A 19,429-nucleotide genomic window follows, 5' to 3' on the forward strand; every position below is an offset into this window, starting at 1 on the left:
CGCTGTTGCGATAGTTGCTCTATCCTCCCGGTGGCTATTGGGAGCGCTATGGAAATATTAACTATGGTTCACTGATTAATCTGTATTTTTAGTGGATTTCACTAGTCAGAGAAACACTACAGAGCACAAAAAAAGCTCTAACTTTTACAGTCAGAGCTTATCTTCGTGATTCCACCAGGACTCGAACCTGGAACCTACTGCTTAGAAGGCAGTTGCTCTATCCAGTTGAGCTATGGAACCTCCTAGCTATCAGAGCTTTTACACTCCTCTAGACATTTTCCTTTTCGCGAACTAAAGACTCAAAAACTAAGCGGAGAGAGGGGGATTCGAACCCCCGGTACGGTTTCCCGCACGCATGTTTAGCAAACATGTGGTTTCAGCCACTCACCCACCTCTCCGTAGGCTTTCCTGAATCATTTAGGCTTCTCATTTGAAGCCCCTCACGCCTGCTACAGCATGAGCTCCTCTGAAAAGGACTGCAAATATAGTAATCCCAATTAAAAATTATAATCCCCAACAATTAAAATTATCCACATACCACTTATCCTTAAATTTCGTTAAAAGGTCCGGTCCCACATTGGGTAGTATAAACGGTATATGTATTTTTGGGCCGCTTATGACTTGGGCATATTCTTTAGACACATTCGAGATCACTATCATTGCCATTTTTGCGGTTCTCTACATCCTGTATGTAGTGAGACTCACACGCATTAAGGCCAAACTAGATGTACCAATTAGTAAATGGTTGATCAAATTCACTGTACGCACACTTTACTTCCTAATGATCCTGGCAGCCTTATTGGGACCTTCTTTTGGTGACACTACGCGTGAAATCAAATCAGTCGGTAAAGACCTATTTATCTGTGTGGACCTGAGTGAATCCATGAATGCCTTTGACATTCAGCCTTCCAGGCTTGAAAAAGTAAAGTTCGAGCTGAAAAATATCGTAGAAGCCTTTAGTTCCGACCGAATCGGTTTGATCATGTTCTCTAATGAGGCATTCATGCAGTGTCCGCTTACCTATGATAACAATGCGCTCAACCTGTTCATACAGGCAATGAACACCAACCTTGTACCTAGCAGTGGCACAGATTTTGGACCTCCATTAGAAATGGCTCTGAATAAACTAACCAATGAAGCCACCTCAGTTACCCAACAAAAATCCAAAATCATCATTTTGATCAGTGATGGTGAAGACTTTGGTGAAGAGACTGATCAAATAGCTGAGGAAGTAGAATCATCAGGAATCAAATTGTTTACTTTAGGTATCGGTACTGAACGTGGTAGCAAAATCATGACAGGACGTGGCTATAAACGCAACAATCAAGGTGAAGAAGTGGTTAGTAAAATCAATACAAAATCTCTTAGAAAACTAGCCTCTGATACCGGTGGAAAATATTTTGAGATAAACGAACGACAGAACGATGTGGAACGTTTAATTAACTCAATCAACGATATAGAAGGTGAACTGCGAGACGCGAAGCAACTGGATGCAAAGGCCAACAAATATTTTTATTTCTTGATTGCCGCATTGGTACTGATGCTGGTTGATGCACTCATAACTGTAAAAGTTATCAAGCTATGAACAAGCTATTGATCTTATTGCTAATTATCAATTCTACGGATCCATCAGAGATCTCAAGATATAACCGACTCAAAAACAAGGCAGAGATTGCCTATGAAAATGGGCAATATGATGTGGCTGCCAATAATTATAGTATGCTCTATGATTCCTTGAGTGCTGATGATCCTGCTATTGCTCTGAATCTGGCTCATAGTTACTACGCACTGGGAGACAGCTCCAATGCCATGCTCAAATACCAGGCTGCAGCTACTTCTAATAACAACACTATTAAGTCAGTTGCTTACCAACAGCTGGGAGTCATGAATGACAAACCAGAGACTCTAAATGAAGCATTGCAGTACTTGAAGTCTTCGTTGAAAGCCAACCCATACAATGAAGAAGCTCGCTTCAACTATGAAGTAGTCAAGAAGAAACTGGAACAACAAAAGCAGAATCAGAAAGATCAACAAAAACAAAACCAGGACGATCAGGACAAGAAAAACGAAGATCAGGAGAAAAATCAGGACCAACAAGATCAGCAACAAAACGATCAGGAAAAACAAGACCAGGAGAATCAAGATCAACAAAACCAGGACCAACAGGATCAGGAACAACAAAACCAAGATCAGAAGGATCAGGAAAAACAGGATGGCGAACAGAAAGATGGTGAGCAGGAAGAACAGCAAAACCAGGAAGGTCAGGAACAGTCCGAACAGGATCAGAAAAACCAGGAGATGAGCACCAAAGAGAAACTGGAGCAAATGAACATCAGTGAGGAAAAAGCTCAGATGATCCTGGAGGCGATGAAAAACAATGAAATCCAGTACATCCAGCAGCAGCGCCGTAAGCCAACCAAAGCTCCGGATAGCGGAAAACCCGACTGGTGATCGTTAAGTTTTAGGTTCTAAGTTTTAGGTTCTAAGTATTAGGTTAGCGTGATACTGTAGCGAATTCCCATAACTTTGGAACTAAAAACTCAGAACTCAAAACTTATAACTTAGAACTCAAAAACTTACAACATTAGCAAACCCAAAAATTAAGAAATGGAAGAAGTATACATCGTATCAGCGGTCCGCACCCCTATCGGCAGCTTTGGAGGAAGTCTTTCAGGATTTACGGCAGTAGAGCTTGGGAGTAAAGCCATCAAAGGAGCATTAGAAAAGTCCGGTGTAGAGGCCGCTCAGGTCAACGAAGTACTAATGGGAAACGTGGTTTCGGCGGGACTTGGACAAGCACCAGCCCGACAAGCTGCTATTGCAGCGGGAATTGGCCACAATGTGCCCTGCACCACAGTCAATAAAGTTTGTTCCTCTGGAATGAAAACTGTCATGTTCGGAGCTCAGTCCATCATGCTCGGTATCAACGATGTGGTAGTAGCTGGCGGAATGGAAAGCATGTCCAACATCCCCTACTATGTACCTAAAGCACGTTTTGGATACAAGTACGGTCATGGACAAATGCTGGATGGCCTCATGCACGATGGTTTGTGGGAAGTCTATAACCAGTTCCCGATGGGAAGCTGCGCGGACAACACAGCCAAAGAAATGAACATCTCACGTGAAGCTCAGGATGAATACGCGATCAACTCATACAAGCGTACTGCTGCATCTACAGAAGGTGGTAAATTCAAGGACGAGATCATTCCTATAGAGATTCCACAGCGCAAAGGTGACCCGGTTGTCATGGACACGGATGAAGAATATAAAAATGTAAATTTTGATAAAATCCCTGGCCTTCGACCGGTTTTCAATAAAGATGGATCAGTCACTGCTGCCAACGCTTCTACGATCAATGATGGAGCTTCTGCTTTAGTTCTGGTAAGTAAAAAGAAAATGAAAGAGCTAGGCCTTACTCCTATTGCTAAGATAAGAGGCTTTGCGGATGCAGCACAGGAGCCTATCTGGTTTACCACTGCTCCTTCAGAAGCCATTCCAAGAGCCATGAAGCATGCAGGCGTAGAGAAATCTGATGTAGATTACTACGAAATCAATGAAGCATTCTCTGTGGTAGCTCTGGCCAACATTGAGAAGCTTGGATTGGACGCTAGCAAAGTCAACGTAAACGGTGGTGCTGTAGCCATGGGACATCCCCTAGGTGCATCTGGAGCCAGAATCATCACCACGCTCAACTCCGTACTGACTCAAAACAGTGGTACTATTGGCGTGGCTGGCATCTGCAACGGTGGTGGCGGTGCTTCGGCCATTGTGATTGAGAAGGTTTAATCAATCCAATGCATTAGACAAGGCAGTCTCAAGTGTTATTTAGAAGTGTCAGGCTGAGGTACTCGAAGCCTTTTCCGGTGGGAACGTCTCATTTCGACGACCTCATGTGGCCAATTCTGATCTACCAACTTTTTGAGACTGCCTCTTTTTATGGCCTTTTGAAATACTTCGGAATGTCACTCAATAGTGAAGGCCACCAGGGCTTAAGTTTCAGATACTTTCTTCTTAAACTAACAAGGACAAAACTCCCTAAAAAGACATAGAACCCAGAAGCATATACGCCCTTTTTCAGCATTGCGTACCCAACTGTAAGTAAAATCCCCATACTGATCAAAAGAACTGTTCGATTCATTCCTTTAAATCCATATCATAAATAACCGCCTAATCCGTTCTTTCAGATGTAGTACCTTTACCTAAGTGTTATAATAAAGTAGTGTTATGCGATTTCTCTTACTCAGCTTTCTAGTGGGTGCATCCTTTTGGCTTTCAGCCCAAACGGTGGTGAAGACCTATCATGAAGCAAACCCATCCAAGATCAAAGAAGTCTACACGATTCTAAATAGCGACTCTTCCATGATCGATGGCGAATATAAAATGTATAGCCTGAACGGAAATGTGGTACTAAAAGGAAACTTTGTAAAAGGACAGAAGCAAGGTGACTTCATACACCTGAGTGAAACAGGTGAGGTGCTACGCCGCACACCGTACATTGACAACCTCAGACAAGGCACTGCGATCGTTTACGATATCGAAGGCAATGTCATTCAGGAAGCTACCTTCTTAAACGACACCCTGACTGGTGAACTCAAAGTTTTTGACGCTGAAGGCAACCTCAAAGGGGTAACCACCTTCGATCAGGGCAAACCGAATGGACTGGTTACTGAGTATTACGCAACAGGTGAAGTGAAAGAGAAAACGGCCTATGATGATGGAAAACCCAACGGGAAAACTATTCATTACTATCAAAACGGCAACAAAGAACTGGAAGCCGAATACACCAATGGGCTGCTCAATGGATACTATAAAACCTACTACCCTTCAGGTCAACTTGAAATGGAAGTGTTTAACGATCGTGGCAGAAGAGCCGGATCAGTGAAGTATTACCATGAGAACGGACAACTGATGTCACTGGGTAAATATGAAGATGGAGCGTTACAGGGAGAATACATCGCCTACTATGACGATGGCAGCATTCACAAAAAACTGGATTACACAGATGGCTATCGTGTTGGTAAAAATGTGGAGTACCACCCTAATGGCAAACTGAAGTATGAAGGAGTCTTCAGTAACAAGGGTATGAATGCCAAAATCACCGAATACAACGAAAAGCAGGAAATCATTGCTAAAAAGGAGTTAATGAACGAGCTTCCTCATGGTCAATGGATCACCTATGATGACAGGGGGCGATTAATCAGTGACCTGACTTATCAGAATGGTAAGCTTCATGGGATTAGCAAACAATATGAGAAAGGTGACCTGATCTCTGAAATAAGATATGCTTTTGGAAGTAAGGAAGGTGACGCAATCACCTATTTTAACAATGGACAAATCGAAACCAAAGCCACTTACAAGTTGGATAGACTTCAAGGACCTTTCGTCCGATTCTTTAAAAATGGTGAGAAAGAATATGAAGGAGAGTATGTTCGTAACAAACGACATGGAGAATGGCTCACATACGACAAAAAGGGAAACCTTATTCAAAAAGACACCTACCAATCCGGTGAATTGATCAAATCAGAAAACATGCAGCCCAATTGATTTGACTAGAATGCTTTGCCTATGATGATTTGATGTAATTTAGTGATCCAATATTTTCAAACTAGATCACTATCTTTGCCCACCATGTCAAAAGGCATCAAATACACTGACTTCAACCTACCCAAGCAAACCAACAAGTATGTTGGAAAAGTGCGGGATGTATACTCTTTTGGAGACACGCTATTAATGGTCGCTACTGACCGGATTTCAGCATTTGACGTGGTGCTTCCTGAACCGATTCCTTTCAAAGGACAAGTGCTCAATCAGATAGCAGCGATCATGCTGGAGAAAACCAAAGACATAGTACCGAACTGGGTGCTGTCGGTTCCTGATCCCAATGTGACTATTGGTAAAAAATGTGAACCTTTTCCCGTGGAAATGGTCATAAGAGGGTACCTGACAGGTCATGCATGGAGAGAGTATCGAGATGGTAAACGAACGCTTTGTGGAGTTCCATTGCCGGAAGGCCTCAAGGAACACGATAAGCTACCTAACCCGATCGTTACGCCTACTACCAAGGCGCATGAAGGACACGATGAAGACATCTCACGAGAAGAAATCATCCGTCAGGGGCTGGTCTCAGAAGCAGACTATGTGAAACTGGAAGAGTATACACACAAGCTGTTTGAGCGTGGAACGAAACTTGCCGCTGAGCAGGGACTGATATTGGTGGATACCAAGTACGAATTTGGAAAATTTAATGGCACCATCACCTTGATTGATGAGGTGCATACGCCTGATTCTTCCCGGTACTTTTATGCCGAAGGCTATGAAGATAGGCAAGCCAAAGGAGAGCAGCAGAAGCAGCTATCCAAGGAGTTTGTGAGACAGTGGTTGATTGCCAATGGGTTTCAAGGTAAAGAGGGCCAGCAGATTCCTGAAATGACGGAAGAATTTGTGGACTCAGTGTCCGAACGATACATTGAATTATTTGAACGCATTACCGGGATGATGTTCATCAAAGACACCGCTGAAAACATCCTGGGAAGAATAAAGAAGAACGTATTAAAGACGATAGAAAAATTATGAAATTTTCAATAGACAGACAGGACGAATACACCATCCTTCAGATCGATGAGGAAAAACTAGACTCCACAGTAGCCCCAGAGGTGAAATCAGAGTTTGTGACGTTGCAAGCTGAGGGTGTGGAGAACGTAATCCTCAACATGGAAGTGGTCAAATACTCTGACTCTTCCGGTCTAAGTGCCATTTTGGTGGGTAACCGATTGTTCAAAGACAATGGATCTTTTATCCTTTGTAATGTGAATGAACACGTGATGAAACTCATCAAAATCAGCATGCTGGACAAAGTGTTGGACATCCTACCAACGGTAGAAGAAGCTGCAGATGCTGTGGCCTTCAATCAAATCGAAAAAGGATTAAGAGAAGAAGGTGGAGAAGAGTAAAGAGCTATTTTGGCAATAGAACTACAAATACTTGGATCCAATTCAGCAGCCTTTGCCCACAATCGCCATCACACCTCTCAGTTGCTAAGAGTACAGGATAAGTATTTCCTGATCGATTGTGGGGAAGGCACTCAATTACTCATCAAAAAGTACAAGATTAAACTATCCAGGATCAATGAGATCCTGATCTCACACCTTCATGGTGACCATTACTATGGCTTGATGGGCTTGATCTCCACACTACACCTTTATGGTCGCCAAAGTGACCTACATATTTATGGGCCTCCGGGGCTTTCAGAGATCATCACCTTACAGCTTAAGTACTCTCAAACCAGGCTTAGCTACGACATCAAATTTCACGAATGGGTACCTGAAATAGCGCAGGTGATCTATGAGGACACCAAACTGACGATCACCACCATTCCTCTGAATCATCGGATTCCATGTTCTGGATTTTTGTTCAGAGAAAAACCGAAAAAACGAGGCATCAACAAATCCAAAATCACCCAAAAGCTAACGCCAGTACAAGCCTCTAAACTGAGAAACGGTGAGGACCTTTATTCGGAAACCGGAGAAATACTTTACATAAATCAAGAGGTAACGTTTAAACCGAAAGAGCCCTACTCATATGCCTACTGCTCAGATACCAAACTGATCCCTGAGCTTGCCAACACACTGAAAGATGTAGATCTGGTATATCATGAATCCACCTTTATGGACGACATGGAAGACCGAGCAGCTAGTACTTTCCATACCACAGCAAGACAAGCGGCACAGTTGGCCAAAGATGCCAACGTTGGTAGACTTCTTCTAGGGCATTTCTCTACCCGATACAAAGATCTGAATCCACTACTGAATGAAGCCAGGTCCGTATTCCCAGAGGCATATCTAGCCGAAGAAGGTAAAAAATTTGTGATCAACCACTAACTGATGAAAGACAAAAAACAAACCCTCTTCATCGTACTGGCTAGTATTTTCCTGACCAACGCCATCCTTGCTGAGATGATCGGCATCAAGATCTTCAGTGCAGAAGCTACATTGGGAATACCACCTGCCAACATTCCACTTTTTGGTGAGTGGGTACTTGATTTTAACCTGACAGCAGGGGTGATCATCTGGCCAGTGGTCTTCATCACCACAGACGTAATCAATGAGTACTTTGGCAAGAAAGGTGTTCGGAAAATCAGTTATCTGGCGGTAGCCTGCATTTCTTATGCATTTCTCGTCATATATTTAATTACATTGCTCCCTCCTGCAGATTTTTGGATGGAGGTTAATTCTACAGATTCTGAGGGAAACCCGTTCAATATCAACTACGCCTTTAAAGTCATTTTCCGTCAGGGTCTGGGTATCATCATTGGTTCTCTTGTTGCCTTCCTTATCGGTCAACTATTAGATGTGTTTGTCTTCCAAAAGCTTCGAAAGCTCACCGGCTCTAAAATGATCTGGCTTAGAGCTACAGGATCTACTCTCATTTCTCAGTTCATAGACAGCTTTGTCGTTTTAGGGATTGCATTTTACATCCTGGCTCCTGAGTCTAGCAGGTGGAGCTTACCTCAACTCATATCTGTAGGTACTATCAATTACATCTACAAGTTTGTGGTGGCGATTGCTCTCACACCGCTCATCTATCTGGCACATAACCTCATCGATAAGTATCTGGGTAAAGAACTCTCGGAACAACTGCAAGAGGAAGCAGCGGCAGGGAGTGAGGGTTTTTTCTAAGGTATGAATTCCTAGCTGAAAAAATCGTAATTTGGTCTGTAAGCAATCATGAATAGTGATAGAGACATACAGATCACCTTTCTGGAATGGGTAAAGTCCAAGAACCCCGATACCAGATTCGCAGATGAACTAGGTAGCCTACTGGACATCAGCAAGGATAGTGCTTATAGGAGAATGCGCGGGGACACCCTTCTCACGTTCAACGAAATCCGAAAAATCAGTCAGCATTTTGGGGCCTCACTGGATACCTTCTTTAACCTTTCAAAAGATACAGTGCTATTCCAAAAAAAGATGCTCAATGTAAACTATGGGTACATTGACTTTCTGAAATCTGTATTGCAATCCGTAAGAATGATCGGTCAGAAGAAATCCTACCACATGACCTACATTGCTAAGGACATCCCACCGTTTCACTACTTTCGATTTCCTGAGCTGAGTCGATTCAAATCCTATTTTTGGATGCAAACCATACTTAAAGAACCCTCACTTTCGTCCAAACCTTACGACCCTCAGGTAATCAGTAAAGAAATGATGGAGGTCTGTTCTGCCATTTGGGCTGCTTACCAGGAAGTCCCCTCTCTTGAAATTTGGAGCGATGAAACGTTCAACATTACCCTGCGGCAAATAGAATACTGTCACGACACAGGAGTTTTGAACCATCAGCAATTCAAAATACTGGTAGATGAAATCCGTCAATTGCTGAATATATTAAAAGTAGAAGCAGAGGAAGGTGTCAAAAAGCACCCCGACCCAAGTCAACGTATCCTTAGCGGAAAGTTTGATCTGTACTACAACGAAATTGAAATTGGTGACAACACCGTTTTCTTTTCAATGGATGATCGACGAATGGTGATGAAAACCTACAACATGCTGAATCTGCTAAGTACCACGGATCCGGTGTTTTGTGAAAACATTGAAAGGTATATCAAAACCATCTTACAGAAATCCATTCCGATCAGTAGCTCATCAGAAAAGGAACGCATTAAGTTCTTCAATGCAATGCATGCCAAAGTCGATGAATTCGAAAGACGTGCAGGCTGACCTTGCGATAATTGCTTGAGATCTTTCCTATCTAACCAGGAGTTGCAATAATTGCAACTTCCTGATCATCTTGTATGAAAAGTCAATTATGATCAAGTCGTAAAGTTGTCTTGGTTTGAGTCATGGAATAATGCTTACTACCATGATACGATATAACCAGATTAAGAATCATGAATTTTTTGTAGTACTACGAGGTAGAGTCCAAAACTATTTTAAAGACAATGGACTATCCATCTATGCGGAGGATCGCGCATATGCCAAAGCATTGATACTCGTCAGTTCATATGTGCTGTGCTATTACGCCATGCTTCACACCAATACTTTTGGACAATACATTGCACTCTGTGTGGTACTGGGCATGCTCAAGATATTTGTGGCGCTGAATGTAGCCCACGACGCAGCACACCATGCCTTCTTCAGAAGTAAAAAACTCAATGATCTGTTACTCTTTGTGTTTGACGCATTGGGAGCCAACGGCTACATGTGGAAGCTCCGACACGTGCATTCACATCATGCTTACACCAATGTACCCAACTATGACGCAGACATCAAACAGTCAGCTCTTGTAAGAATTTTTCCATCCTCTCCATTGAGATACCTACATCGCTTGCAACATGTTTACATGCCAGTGCTTTACGGATTCTATTCGTTGCACTGGCTACTTTTTCGCGACTTCAAGGACTTTTACGATACACCGACCAACAACAGACAAATATCAGCCCACCAAACGGTGGAGCTGATCAGATTGATCATGGGCAAGCTCGTTTACTTCACTATGATGATTGGAGCCCCATACCAGTGGCTTGCTCTGGAGTTTTATCAGGTTATTCTGGGATTTATAGTCATGCAATTTGCCGCGAGTTATACCGTAGCTATTGCTTTGGCGTCAGCACATGTAGGCCATGATGCTGAATTCCCAGAACCTGATGACTCTAACGTTCTCCCTCACTCCTTTCTAATGCACCAGATCATTACCACCACTGATTTTGCAACTAAAAATCCACTGGTCACACATTTATATGGTGCCTTCAATCACCATGTCATTCATCACCTTTTCCCACATGTATGCCATATTCACTATCCAGATCTCACCACTATTTTGAAATTTACCTGTTCTGAATATGGAATTCCCTACAAAGAGAATGACACACTGATGGATGCTATATATGCTCACTATCAACTACTGGAAGAGCGAAGTAAAGCAGAATTGGAGTTGGTATTGCCAGAATTTTAACCCCTACCATTATGACCACCATAGAACTTATAGAAGTCACACAAAAAGAGCACGTCTCACAATTTCTGAACTTACCTAATGCGATTTACGCTACAGATAAGAACTGGATTCGACCTTTGGATAAGGATATCGAGTACGTATTTGACCCAACTAAAAACAGCTTCCATACTCATGGGATCATCACCCGGTGGATTGCCATGTGTGGGTTGACCTGTGTAGGTAGGGTGGCTGCTTTCGTCAACTTTAGAACCTCATCGTCTTTTAAACAACCAACCGGAGGTATGGGATTTTTTGAGTGTATCAATAGTCAGGAAGTAGCATTCAAACTCTTTGATACCTGTAAATCATGGCTTGAACAATACCACATCCAGGCAATGGATGGCCCTATCAATTTTGGTGAGAACAACGCCTGGTGGGGACTAGTCGTGGAAGGCTATGAGCCACCACTCTATCGCAACAATTACAATCCGACATACTATAAGGAGTTTTTTGAAGCATATGGATTCAAGACCTATTTTGAGCAGTATTATTATACCTTCGACTTTAAGAAAGGGCTGGCTCCACGCTACTATGAGTTTGGAAAACGACTGGCACAACGTGAAGAGTTTCACTGCGAAAATGTGGATTTATCCAACATAAGGCGCTATGCAGAGGATTTCAGAACAGTCTATAACCGTGGCTGGCAGACTCATGACAATTTCAAGGAAATGTCTAGCAAGAGGGCCATTTCCCTGTTCAAAACGATGAAACCTGTAATCGACAAAGATCTGATTTGGTTTCTGTATCACCACAATCAACCAGTAGGGTTCATCATTATGATTCCCGAACTCAATCGCCTACTTCGCAATTTCAGAAATGGAAAATTTGGTCTCAAAGAGAAACTTCAACTAAAAGTGGGACTTACCATGAAAATGTGCAAGGTGGCATATGGCTCTGTTATTGGCTTTGTTCCGGAATTCCAGAACAAGGGACTGGAAGCACTTCTCTTTTATCATATTCATGAGAAACTCGTCCCAGAAGGTAAGTATGAGACCTTGAAAATCGGTTGGGCTGGAGATTTTAACCCCAGAGTGGTCAACCTTTATCGAAAACTGGGTTTCAAACGGGTACAGACAGCAGTTACCTATAGATTTCTATTTGACTCATCGATGGCCTTCGAAAGGGCACCAATCATTAATTAGATTCCTCCTCCTAATGAAACCTGGATCAGCAATCCCACTGAAAGTGGATTGCTGATTTCTGGGTTTGTTCCTGGATTGAGCACATATTGGACATCTGGCTGTATGGTCAGCCATCTTCGAATTGGAAATGAATAGGTTAACTCAATGGCCGTTTCGGGAGCGTCTAGATTAGTTTGCTCGGTGAAATGAGTCCCATTAAAAATTGTAGAGAAAGCGAGTCCTAAATAATCAGTAGCATCGCTAGTGGAAGCCGCAAAAACCAGTCCACCTGATAAAGCTGAACCAACTTGATTGTAAAGATCATTGGCCACGCCATATCTTGCAAAGAATGCAATGTAACGATCATCGTATTTGGAGTAAAACCAGTACTTCTGACTGCCGATATATACACCCCAATTCCCTCGACTCATCGTGCTATCTTGTATGGATTGAAACTGTGATGTGTAGTACCATCCACCAATATTAAACTTATCGTTGGTAGGAATCGAGTGCTCTCTCCCAACTTTCTTCCTCCTGGTGACATATCCACGCTGCATGGTGAGCTCCTCAGAAGATTTAGGAAAAAAAGAGCCCTCAAATGCGATCAAAGCACCTTCTTCTTCTGAAAGCTGTATGCGGTTAGACCTGACATTCATTGGATTACCGGGCACTCCGTCCAAAACGGCTAGCTTTAATTTCAGCTGATTCCCAAAGGTAGTGGCCACCCGTGCTCCCAGCGAAGAAACCGGAAAAATGGAAGGCCCGTTGAGCCCTGTTTGTGCGTATTCTGCTCCTATTCCAAAAGAGCTATTGATAAAGATGGTTCCCGGTCGTAGTACATCAAACTCGGAATTGAGATCGTAAAGTCCAGCTAAAACAGATACCCTATCATCGAGAAAATTTTGCTGTATCCAGGCTTCAAACAATCGCCAGGCTTTGGGTGCTTGAATATTGCTAGCCACCTGGAAGTCTCCCATCAGATCTGTGGCTCTTTCACCGTGATTTCCCAGACCATACAAGAAAACCGAAAAATCCTGCTCCCAATCAAACAGTACATCGAAATTGAGCTTTGCGGTCACATCAGCATTGTCCATGTATACAAACCCCTGCTCAAGGCCTCCTCTGGCATTGTACCAGGGCAGCGACGAGTAGACCAATTCATACTCAAGAAAGGGTTGTTGCTCCTGCTGAGCACTGCACACGTGAAAACACAAGATGGATGTAAGAAAGCAGAAAAGCTTTTTCTTCAAGTTAGGCATCCAACAATAAACTAGGAAAGATTACCTCTTGTTAGAAAAAGCTTTTAACATTACTTTTTGACTCCTCCGTCTTCCAATTCAATGATTCGGGTACCATACTCCGCAAACTTCTCGTTGTGAGTTACTTGAATAATGGTCATTCCATCCTTGTTTAATTGCTTCAAGAGGTCCATTACTTCTTCCCCTTGTGATGAATGCAGGTTACCTGTTGGCTCATCGGCCAATAGCAACTTGGGCTTACCTACAATAGCTCTGGCGACTCCAACTAGCTGTTGCTGACCACCGGATAGCTGCTCAGGGAATAAATCTCTCTTGGCTACCATGTTGAACCGATCGAGCATTTCTGCCACCATACTGGCTCGCTCCTTTCGTTTCACACCTCGATAGAGCAAAGGCGTCTCGATGTTTTCATACACATTGAGTTCGTCGATCAGGTGGTATGCTTGAAAGATAAAACCGATGTGTTCTTTGTGGATCTTGGAAGTTTTGCGCTCGCTAAAGAGGTGAACTGGCTCGTCCATGAAGTAGTATTCACCCTGTGATGGTTTGTCCAGCATACCGATGATATTCATCAAAGTAGACTTACCGGAGCCACTGGGACCCATAATACTCACAAACTCTCCCTGCTCTATTTTGAGATCGATGCTTTTCAGAATAAAAACACGCTGATATTTTGATTCAATAAACTTATCAACGTCCTTGAGATGGATCATATAGTTGAATTTGATGTGTTGTTAGCGTATCAAATGAGATACCAAAATTGTAACGCCTTGATTCTGTTGTAGTTAAAAATAGACTGATTTTATCATTGCACCAAAACAAGACAATACTTGTACGAAAACGAACATTAAATGGTTGATACTAAATCAGGAATAACTTCGTGTTTTCCATCAAACCAAATAACCTCAGGCTCCTTTCCAGTCAGAGCATTCAATTTAGCTTTTTGTTCGTCTTCCATGCCTTCTTTATAAAACGGATCTTGTTTCCCGGTAAAGTACTTGAATTGTTCCTGTCCAGCCAGAAAGGTAAAATCATTTGCTTCCAGCTCTGGTGGAATGGTACCTGCCCAGATAATCATCTGATCGAAGCGTCTTTTCGCATGAGCCGCATAACGGCACATGGTAGCTACGCCTTGTGAAAACCCAAAATAAATGAATTCTACCTTCTCTGCATCAAAGGGCTCATTCGCCAAAACTGCATCCAGATAACTATACTGATTCTCGATATCATTCAGCCGATCCTCTTTTGTCATCCAGCTAGCTCCTACTCGGCCATAGAACCCTTCCAAATAGTACTTATGCAACCCTTGAGGTAAGATCACGTAATTCTCATCTCGATCCAGTTTTTCAAACTTGCGTATAAAAAACTTAGCTAGTTGGCCGTAACCATGAAATACCAGCCATATTCTTTTGGTTTTAGCCGTCAGCGTATTCAGCTTGTAATAAGGAGCTGAGTGTTGAAAGGTAATGTGTTGTTCTTCCATAGCTTAAGGGGTTACCAATCCCATAAGGATACCACAAAGCCACGCACCATAGGTTCCTAATACGTATCCGAGTACGGCCAGCAAAACACCTACCGGTGCTAATGCCGGATGAAAAGCGGCAGCTACAACTGGCGCTGACGCAGCACCTCCTACATTAGCGGTACTGCCCACTGCCACAAAGAAATACGGAGCTTTGATCAACTTGGCCACCAAAAGAAGTAAGGCGACATGAATGAGCATCCAGGTTAGCCCCACAAGGAACAGTCCCGGATCATCGAAAACAGCCATCACATCCATGTGCATCCCAATAGTGGCTACCAAAATGTAGATAAACACACTGCCAATCTTTGATGCGCCAGCTCCTTCCAGATCTTTGGCTTTGGTGAAGGACAGGATCACTCCAAAGGTGGTGGCAAAAACGACTATCCAAAAGAAACCAGACGTCAGACTATACTTATCTAAAAACGGATAATTCTCCGCTATAAATGGCGCAATAAAATCGCTAAGAAAATGCGCCATACCAGTGCAAATAAACCCAACCATAAGAATCAACATCAGGTCTGTCAAAGTCGGCATTTTAGCTATGCTCGTCTGATAGGCATCCATTTTGTTTTTCAACGTCTCTATAGCTGAGGCATCTGCTTTGAGCTTTTTATCGATGATTTTGGAATAGCCAATACCTGCCAGCAACAAACCTAACCAGGTATTACCCACAATGATATCTACAGCCACCATCTTTGAGAAAAGTTCGCCATTGACCTCAAACACCTCCTTCATAGCCGCCTGATTGGCTCCTCCTCCTATCCATGATCCAGCAATAGTGGTCATGCCTCGCCATACTTCGTTGGGCGGTGGAGCGCTGACCAGATCAGGTGCTACAAAAGAAAAAATCAAAATGGCAATTGGTCCACCAAGAACAATACCCACTGTGGCGGTAAAAAACATAATCAGGGCCTTCGGACCCAGTTTGATGATTTCTTTAAGGTCTACACTGATCGTGAGCAACACTAGAGATGCTGGCAACAGGTACCTACTTGCTACAAAATACAGCCTGGATTTAGAAGGGTCAATGATTCCGAAAGTGCCTAAAAGCGATGGTAGGAAATAACACATCAATAACGCAGGCACCACACCATAGAACTTTTTCCAGGTGGGGTGATCGCTGGATGAGGTGTAAAATACAAATCCCAAAATCAACATAATGATGCCGAAAATAACCGCATCATTGGTGATTAGTGCTTCAGTCATAATTCTTTGATTAATGTCACAAATTCGCTCAACATCATAGCAGTAGCTCCCCACACCACTCTGCCATTCAGGTCAAAGTAGGGTGAATGAAGGCGGTAGCCATGGGTAGTCACGATTTCTTTTTCTTTGATCCGGTTGATGTCTAGCAGCTCATCGAGAGATGCCTCGATCACCTCATCCACTTCGTATGGATCTGGAACAAACGCTGGCCTACTCTCAGTAAAACTGATCACTGGTAGTACCAAATGATTGCTGGCGCTCACCATAAACTCGCTCAACTGCCCTATCACTTGTACTTGCGAAGGGTCCACTCCTACTTCTTCCTTTGCTTCTCGCAAAGCAGTCTCTACCAGGTCTTTATCTTCTTCCTCATACCTTCCGCCAGGTAGAGCTATCTGTCCGCTGTGCACACCTTCATATTGAGGTCGCTGGATGAGCGGAAAATAGACACTCCCCTGATGCTCATATAACAGGATCAAAACCGCACCACGTCGGGGCTCATCTTCATTGCGGAAACGGACACGATTACCACCTGGGATTCTGGGAAGCATTTTTTCATGAGCTGGAGTGCCAGGCAGTGGGTCTTGAAGTCGTTGCTGTAGTCTACCAATCAGGTCCTTCATCTATTGTCAAAAATATGGATTTATCATAGACTCACATTACAGAATGTCCATTTAAAAAAAGGAATTTACTTTTTTTGAAAGAATTCATATATTGCTGGAAAGACTTGGAACCAATCAGCCACATACCATCCTATGTTAGTCTCACCTTCATTGCATGTGTGCTCACGTGTGTTGGCTTTCTTTACTATGCTACCAATACGCTGAGTGGTGAGAAGAATAATGCACCTGTAATCACCACTACATTCGTAGCGATTTGGCTCTTCATCATTACTATATTATCGTTACAAGGCTTTTTCCTTGATTTTGATTTTCGGCCACCTAAGCTCTTCATCTTTTTAGGGATTTTAATGCTCATCATTATTGGTTTGTTTGCTTTCCCACGGACCAGGGCCATTATTGCTCAAATGCCGATAACCACACTCACCTATCTGCACATCGTGAGAGTGCCAGTGGAGATTGTTCTGTGGTGGCTGTTTATCCATGGAGCTGTAGCCGAATCCATGACTTTTCAAGGTGTTAACTATGATATTCTTTCTGGAATCTCCGCTCCTTTTGCTGGTCTATTTCTGGTAGGAATGAAAAGTAAAAGCAAACTAGCAGCCATTATTTGGAATGTATTGACATTGGGTTTGCTCGTCAATATCGTTTCGAGAGCTATTCAGGCTACACCTTATTTTCACAATCCACTGATGGATGCGCAACCTAATATTGCGGTGTTTTACTTTCCATATGTGCTGCTACCCTTATTTGTAGTGCCAGTGGTTTTTTTCTGTCACATTGCCAGTTTCTACCAACTCATTTTTATCAAAGAGGAAGAGGAATAGTTATTGACAAAATGCTTGTGCCAGATGTTTGGATCGAAGCTCCTGCTTTTCGATTCCGATCTGCCACTGCTCACAAGCTGAGGTCATATCGTTTTTCATTTGATAGGCTTGTCCCAAATAAGAATGCACCTCATCTACAAGGTCTTGCTTAGTAACTGCACGCTCTAGCAACCTAATCGCATCATCAGGATTGCCTTTTAGTAAGTAATAGATTCCTTTGTTCCGATAAGCCCAAAGATTATCAGGATCCTGTAATATACTCTTATTGATATCTTCCAGGCCTTTTTCTAGTTCACCCATCTCCAGGTAAATCTGACCTCTGTTGTTAAGAAAGTAAGGTTCTGCAGGTTGTAAGGATAAGGCTCTATTGATGGTCACCAATGCGTTCTGATAGTCCTCCTCCTTCAGATAAATCTGACTCAAAGTATTCAGGGCATTTAGTTGCTGCGGATTCACCTTCAGAATTTCTCTTAAATAGGATTTGGCGGTATCCAGTTCCCCTTTAAAGTAATACAACGTGGCCACATTGATATCAATCTCTTCATTGGCGGGATCAAGCTTACGTGCCTTGTCAAAACTTGCCAATGACTGATCGTATTGACGCATTTTAGATTGAAGTAATCCCTCATAGAAGTAGACATAGGCTGAGTCGGGATGATAGGTTTTAACCAGAGCCACGTCATCCAGAGCATCTTCTATTCTGCCGACTTCCTCATAAGCATAGGCGCGATTAAATAGTGCTCCTACATAGTCCGGCTCCAATGCAAGGGCCAGGTTATAATCCTGAACAGCCTCATATGGATGCCCACTCTCAATACGAGCGACTCCACGGTTATTATAGGCTCTGGCGAAATCCTTATCAATACTCAATGCCTGAGTGAAAAATTCAATAGCCGTTTTGTATTCTTTGTTGTTAAGCGCTTCATTACCCTGCAAGAAAAACCGATCTCTCCTCACCTCATCACTGGCACACCCTGCCAACAAAACCAAGCCTACTATCCAGATCTTCTTCATGCTGCAAAGAAACTTCACCCAGCCATAACTGTGAAGAAGAATGAATAAAAAAAGCTTCGCAGGATTACGAAGCTTTCAAACAATAAGATAGATCATATAAAATTAGGATCTTCTCACAGACCCTCCGCTTGACGAATCAGCGTCTACATATCGTGGATTTCCTTCATAGCGGATGCTACCACCACTACTCGCGCGGGCATCTAGTTTTTCTTTCACCGTGAGCTTTATTGATGCACCACTGCTTGCTCTCAGGTCGGCCTCATCGCATGAAAGATCGTAGGCGTCTATGTCTCCTGAGCTACTTGCATTGGCATCCACATACTTAGCCGTGCCTTTCACCTCAATATCACCAGCACTGGACACTTCCATATCTAGCTCATTTACGGCAATTGTCAGATCTACATCCCCTGCGCTGGAAACATCGATATCCATCTCATCAGCTTCAATAGAAGCCTCTATGTCTCCGGCACTGCTGCATCGGATATCAAAATCCCCAGAAGTCACCACTTTATCTTTTACTTCAATAGAGCCTGCAGAAGAAGCTTTCAAACCATCAAGAGTCACATAAGTCACGTAAACAGTCACCTCTACATTGCGATGATTATCACCTTCCAATTCCAGGTTCAATGTGCCTCCAGAAACATCTGTGATCACATCTTCTATATCGATTCCATCAGCCTCGATTCGTGCAGACTCTTTGTTTCCTTTCGTAAGAATGGCTTCAATACCTTCCTGAGTTGAAACTTTAGTAAATGAGGACAGTGAACGTGTGGCTCCAGACTGGGAAAACACAGATAAGCTGATAAGAGCAGCCATTGAAAAAAGGAATATCTTCTTCATAGTCTTATTATATTTTTAGTTCAAAGAC

Annotated in this window: 19 protein-coding genes and 2 tRNA genes; 12 read left to right on the top strand and 9 right to left on the bottom strand. The window is 42.9% G+C overall.

Features of this window, described 5'->3' with window-relative positions:
• Nucleotides 1-166: 166 nt before the first annotated feature.
• Together ACO067_RS01890 and ACO067_RS01895 are read right to left on the bottom strand one after the other, a co-directional pair.
• Nucleotides 167-240, bottom strand: a tRNA-Arg gene (locus ACO067_RS01890).
• Between the two features lie 71 nt (nucleotides 241-311).
• Nucleotides 312-398 (bottom strand) — tRNA-Ser (locus ACO067_RS01895).
• Nucleotides 399-616: 218 nt separating this feature from the next.
• Here ACO067_RS01895 and ACO067_RS01900 point away from each other — a divergent pair.
• The 11 genes from ACO067_RS01900 (at nucleotide 617) to ACO067_RS01950 (ending at nucleotide 12,131) form a co-directional block, all read left to right on the top strand.
• Nucleotides 617-1,585: a vWA domain-containing protein gene (locus ACO067_RS01900; RefSeq protein WP_421869974.1), complete on the top strand. Its 969-nt coding sequence runs from the start codon at nucleotides 617-619 to the stop codon at nucleotides 1,583-1,585.
• Complete coding sequence (locus ACO067_RS01905; protein ID WP_421869977.1) at nucleotides 1,582-2,451, top strand: hypothetical protein; 870 nt, start codon at nucleotides 1,582-1,584, stop codon at nucleotides 2,449-2,451. The genes ACO067_RS01900 and ACO067_RS01905 overlap by 4 nt, the downstream gene beginning before the upstream one ends.
• A 156-nt stretch (nucleotides 2,452-2,607) precedes the next feature.
• Entirely contained in the window at nucleotides 2,608-3,786 is a 1,179-nt protein-coding gene (locus ACO067_RS01910; protein ID WP_421869979.1) for an acetyl-CoA C-acyltransferase, read from the top strand.
• 438 nt (nucleotides 3,787-4,224) lie between these two features.
• Nucleotides 4,225-5,544 carry a toxin-antitoxin system YwqK family antitoxin gene (locus tag ACO067_RS01915; protein WP_421869982.1) on the top strand — a complete coding sequence of 440 codons (1,320 nt, stop codon included), beginning with the start codon at nucleotides 4,225-4,227 and terminating at the stop codon, nucleotides 5,542-5,544.
• Nucleotides 5,545-5,628: 84 nt separating this feature from the next.
• On the top strand, nucleotides 5,629-6,573 hold the full coding sequence (locus ACO067_RS01920; RefSeq protein WP_421869985.1) for a phosphoribosylaminoimidazolesuccinocarboxamide synthase: 945 nt from the start codon (nucleotides 5,629-5,631) through the stop codon (nucleotides 6,571-6,573).
• Nucleotides 6,570-6,950, top strand: coding sequence for an STAS domain-containing protein (locus ACO067_RS01925; RefSeq protein ID WP_421869988.1), 381 nt, complete (start codon nucleotides 6,570-6,572; stop codon nucleotides 6,948-6,950). Before ACO067_RS01920 ends, ACO067_RS01925 begins: the two co-directional genes overlap by 4 nt.
• 9 nt (nucleotides 6,951-6,959) lie before the next feature.
• Nucleotides 6,960-7,877: a ribonuclease Z gene (locus ACO067_RS01930; protein WP_421869990.1), complete on the top strand. Its 918-nt coding sequence runs from the start codon at nucleotides 6,960-6,962 to the stop codon at nucleotides 7,875-7,877.
• Between the two features lie 3 nt (nucleotides 7,878-7,880).
• On the top strand, nucleotides 7,881-8,675 hold the full coding sequence (locus tag ACO067_RS01935) for a queuosine precursor transporter (protein ID WP_421869992.1): 795 nt from the start codon (nucleotides 7,881-7,883) through the stop codon (nucleotides 8,673-8,675).
• A gap of 48 nt (nucleotides 8,676-8,723) precedes the next feature.
• A complete protein-coding gene (locus ACO067_RS01940; RefSeq protein ID WP_421869995.1) occupies nucleotides 8,724-9,716 on the top strand; it encodes a helix-turn-helix domain-containing protein in 993 nt (330 codons plus the stop codon).
• Between the two features lie 142 nt (nucleotides 9,717-9,858).
• Entirely contained in the window at nucleotides 9,859-10,950 is a 1,092-nt protein-coding gene (locus tag ACO067_RS01945) for a fatty acid desaturase family protein (protein WP_421869998.1), read from the top strand.
• Nucleotides 10,951-10,961: 11 nt separating this feature from the next.
• Nucleotides 10,962-12,131: a GNAT family N-acetyltransferase gene (locus tag ACO067_RS01950; RefSeq protein ID WP_421870001.1), complete on the top strand. Its 1,170-nt coding sequence runs from the start codon at nucleotides 10,962-10,964 to the stop codon at nucleotides 12,129-12,131.
• Here the strand turns inward: ACO067_RS01950 and ACO067_RS01955 are convergent.
• From ACO067_RS01955 to ACO067_RS01975, 5 genes are all read right to left on the bottom strand, one after another.
• Nucleotides 12,128-13,369, bottom strand: a complete 1,242-nt coding sequence (locus ACO067_RS01955; protein ID WP_421870004.1) for a carbohydrate porin — start codon at nucleotides 13,367-13,369, stop codon at nucleotides 12,128-12,130. The two genes, ACO067_RS01950 and ACO067_RS01955, sit on opposite strands and share 4 nt — an antisense overlap.
• A 50-nt stretch (nucleotides 13,370-13,419) precedes the next feature.
• Nucleotides 13,420-14,082: an ABC transporter ATP-binding protein gene (locus ACO067_RS01960; RefSeq protein ID WP_421870007.1), complete on the bottom strand. Its 663-nt coding sequence runs from the start codon at nucleotides 14,080-14,082 to the stop codon at nucleotides 13,420-13,422.
• Nucleotides 14,083-14,216: 134 nt separating this feature from the next.
• A complete protein-coding gene (locus ACO067_RS01965) occupies nucleotides 14,217-14,852 on the bottom strand; it encodes an alpha/beta hydrolase (protein WP_421870010.1) in 636 nt (211 codons plus the stop codon).
• 3 nt (nucleotides 14,853-14,855) lie between these two features.
• Nucleotides 14,856-16,100, bottom strand: a complete 1,245-nt coding sequence (locus ACO067_RS01970) for a DUF819 domain-containing protein (RefSeq protein WP_421870013.1) — start codon at nucleotides 16,098-16,100, stop codon at nucleotides 14,856-14,858.
• Nucleotides 16,097-16,723: an NUDIX hydrolase gene (locus ACO067_RS01975; RefSeq protein ID WP_421870016.1), complete on the bottom strand. Its 627-nt coding sequence runs from the start codon at nucleotides 16,721-16,723 to the stop codon at nucleotides 16,097-16,099. The genes ACO067_RS01970 and ACO067_RS01975 overlap by 4 nt, the downstream gene beginning before the upstream one ends.
• A 74-nt stretch (nucleotides 16,724-16,797) precedes the next feature.
• Here ACO067_RS01975 and ACO067_RS01980 point away from each other — a divergent pair, with 74 nt between their 5' ends.
• A complete protein-coding gene (locus ACO067_RS01980; protein WP_421870019.1) occupies nucleotides 16,798-17,547 on the top strand; it encodes a hypothetical protein in 750 nt (249 codons plus the stop codon).
• On the opposite strand, the gene ACO067_RS01985 is transcribed toward ACO067_RS01980, so the two are convergent.
• Nucleotides 17,548-18,561: a tetratricopeptide repeat protein gene (locus ACO067_RS01985; RefSeq protein WP_421870022.1), complete on the bottom strand. Its 1,014-nt coding sequence runs from the start codon at nucleotides 18,559-18,561 to the stop codon at nucleotides 17,548-17,550.
• Between the two features lie 102 nt (nucleotides 18,562-18,663).
• Nucleotides 18,664-19,401: a head GIN domain-containing protein gene (locus tag ACO067_RS01990; protein WP_421870025.1), complete on the bottom strand. Its 738-nt coding sequence runs from the start codon at nucleotides 19,399-19,401 to the stop codon at nucleotides 18,664-18,666.
• Between the last annotated feature and the right edge of the window lie 28 nt (nucleotides 19,402-19,429).

The sequence above is a fragment of the Marinoscillum sp. genome (assembly GCF_965229915.1).
Taxonomy (GTDB): Bacteria; Bacteroidota; Bacteroidia; order Cytophagales; family Cyclobacteriaceae; genus Marinoscillum.

Excerpts from the sequence above, each read along its gene's own strand:
- ACO067_RS01990 (WP_421870025.1), bottom strand. The coding sequence starts at position 19,401 with ATGAAGAAGATATTCCTTTTTTCAATGGCTGCTCTTATCAGCTTATCT.
- ACO067_RS01945 (WP_421869998.1), top strand. The coding sequence starts at position 9,859 with ATGATACGATATAACCAGATTAAGAATCATGAATTTTTTGTAGTACTA.
- ACO067_RS01910 (WP_421869979.1), top strand. The coding sequence starts at position 2,608 with ATGGAAGAAGTATACATCGTATCAGCGGTCCGCACCCCTATCGGCAGC.
- ACO067_RS01920 (WP_421869985.1), top strand. The coding sequence starts at position 5,629 with ATGTCAAAAGGCATCAAATACACTGACTTCAACCTACCCAAGCAAACC.
- ACO067_RS01905 (WP_421869977.1), top strand. The coding sequence starts at position 1,582 with ATGAACAAGCTATTGATCTTATTGCTAATTATCAATTCTACGGATCCA.
- ACO067_RS01970 (WP_421870013.1), bottom strand. The coding sequence starts at position 16,100 with ATGACTGAAGCACTAATCACCAATGATGCGGTTATTTTCGGCATCATT.
- ACO067_RS01900 (WP_421869974.1), top strand. The coding sequence starts at position 617 with ATGACTTGGGCATATTCTTTAGACACATTCGAGATCACTATCATTGCC.
- ACO067_RS01940 (WP_421869995.1), top strand. The coding sequence starts at position 8,724 with ATGAATAGTGATAGAGACATACAGATCACCTTTCTGGAATGGGTAAAG.
- ACO067_RS01985 (WP_421870022.1), bottom strand. The coding sequence starts at position 18,561 with ATGAAGAAGATCTGGATAGTAGGCTTGGTTTTGTTGGCAGGGTGTGCC.
- ACO067_RS01965 (WP_421870010.1), bottom strand. The coding sequence starts at position 14,852 with ATGGAAGAACAACACATTACCTTTCAACACTCAGCTCCTTATTACAAG.
- ACO067_RS01955 (WP_421870004.1), bottom strand. The coding sequence starts at position 13,369 with ATGCCTAACTTGAAGAAAAAGCTTTTCTGCTTTCTTACATCCATCTTG.
- ACO067_RS01950 (WP_421870001.1), top strand. The coding sequence starts at position 10,962 with ATGACCACCATAGAACTTATAGAAGTCACACAAAAAGAGCACGTCTCA.
- ACO067_RS01915 (WP_421869982.1), top strand. The coding sequence starts at position 4,225 with ATGCGATTTCTCTTACTCAGCTTTCTAGTGGGTGCATCCTTTTGGCTT.
- ACO067_RS01935 (WP_421869992.1), top strand. The coding sequence starts at position 7,881 with ATGAAAGACAAAAAACAAACCCTCTTCATCGTACTGGCTAGTATTTTC.
- ACO067_RS01925 (WP_421869988.1), top strand. The coding sequence starts at position 6,570 with ATGAAATTTTCAATAGACAGACAGGACGAATACACCATCCTTCAGATC.
- ACO067_RS01975 (WP_421870016.1), bottom strand. The coding sequence starts at position 16,723 with ATGAAGGACCTGATTGGTAGACTACAGCAACGACTTCAAGACCCACTG.
- ACO067_RS01960 (WP_421870007.1), bottom strand. The coding sequence starts at position 14,082 with ATGATCCATCTCAAGGACGTTGATAAGTTTATTGAATCAAAATATCAG.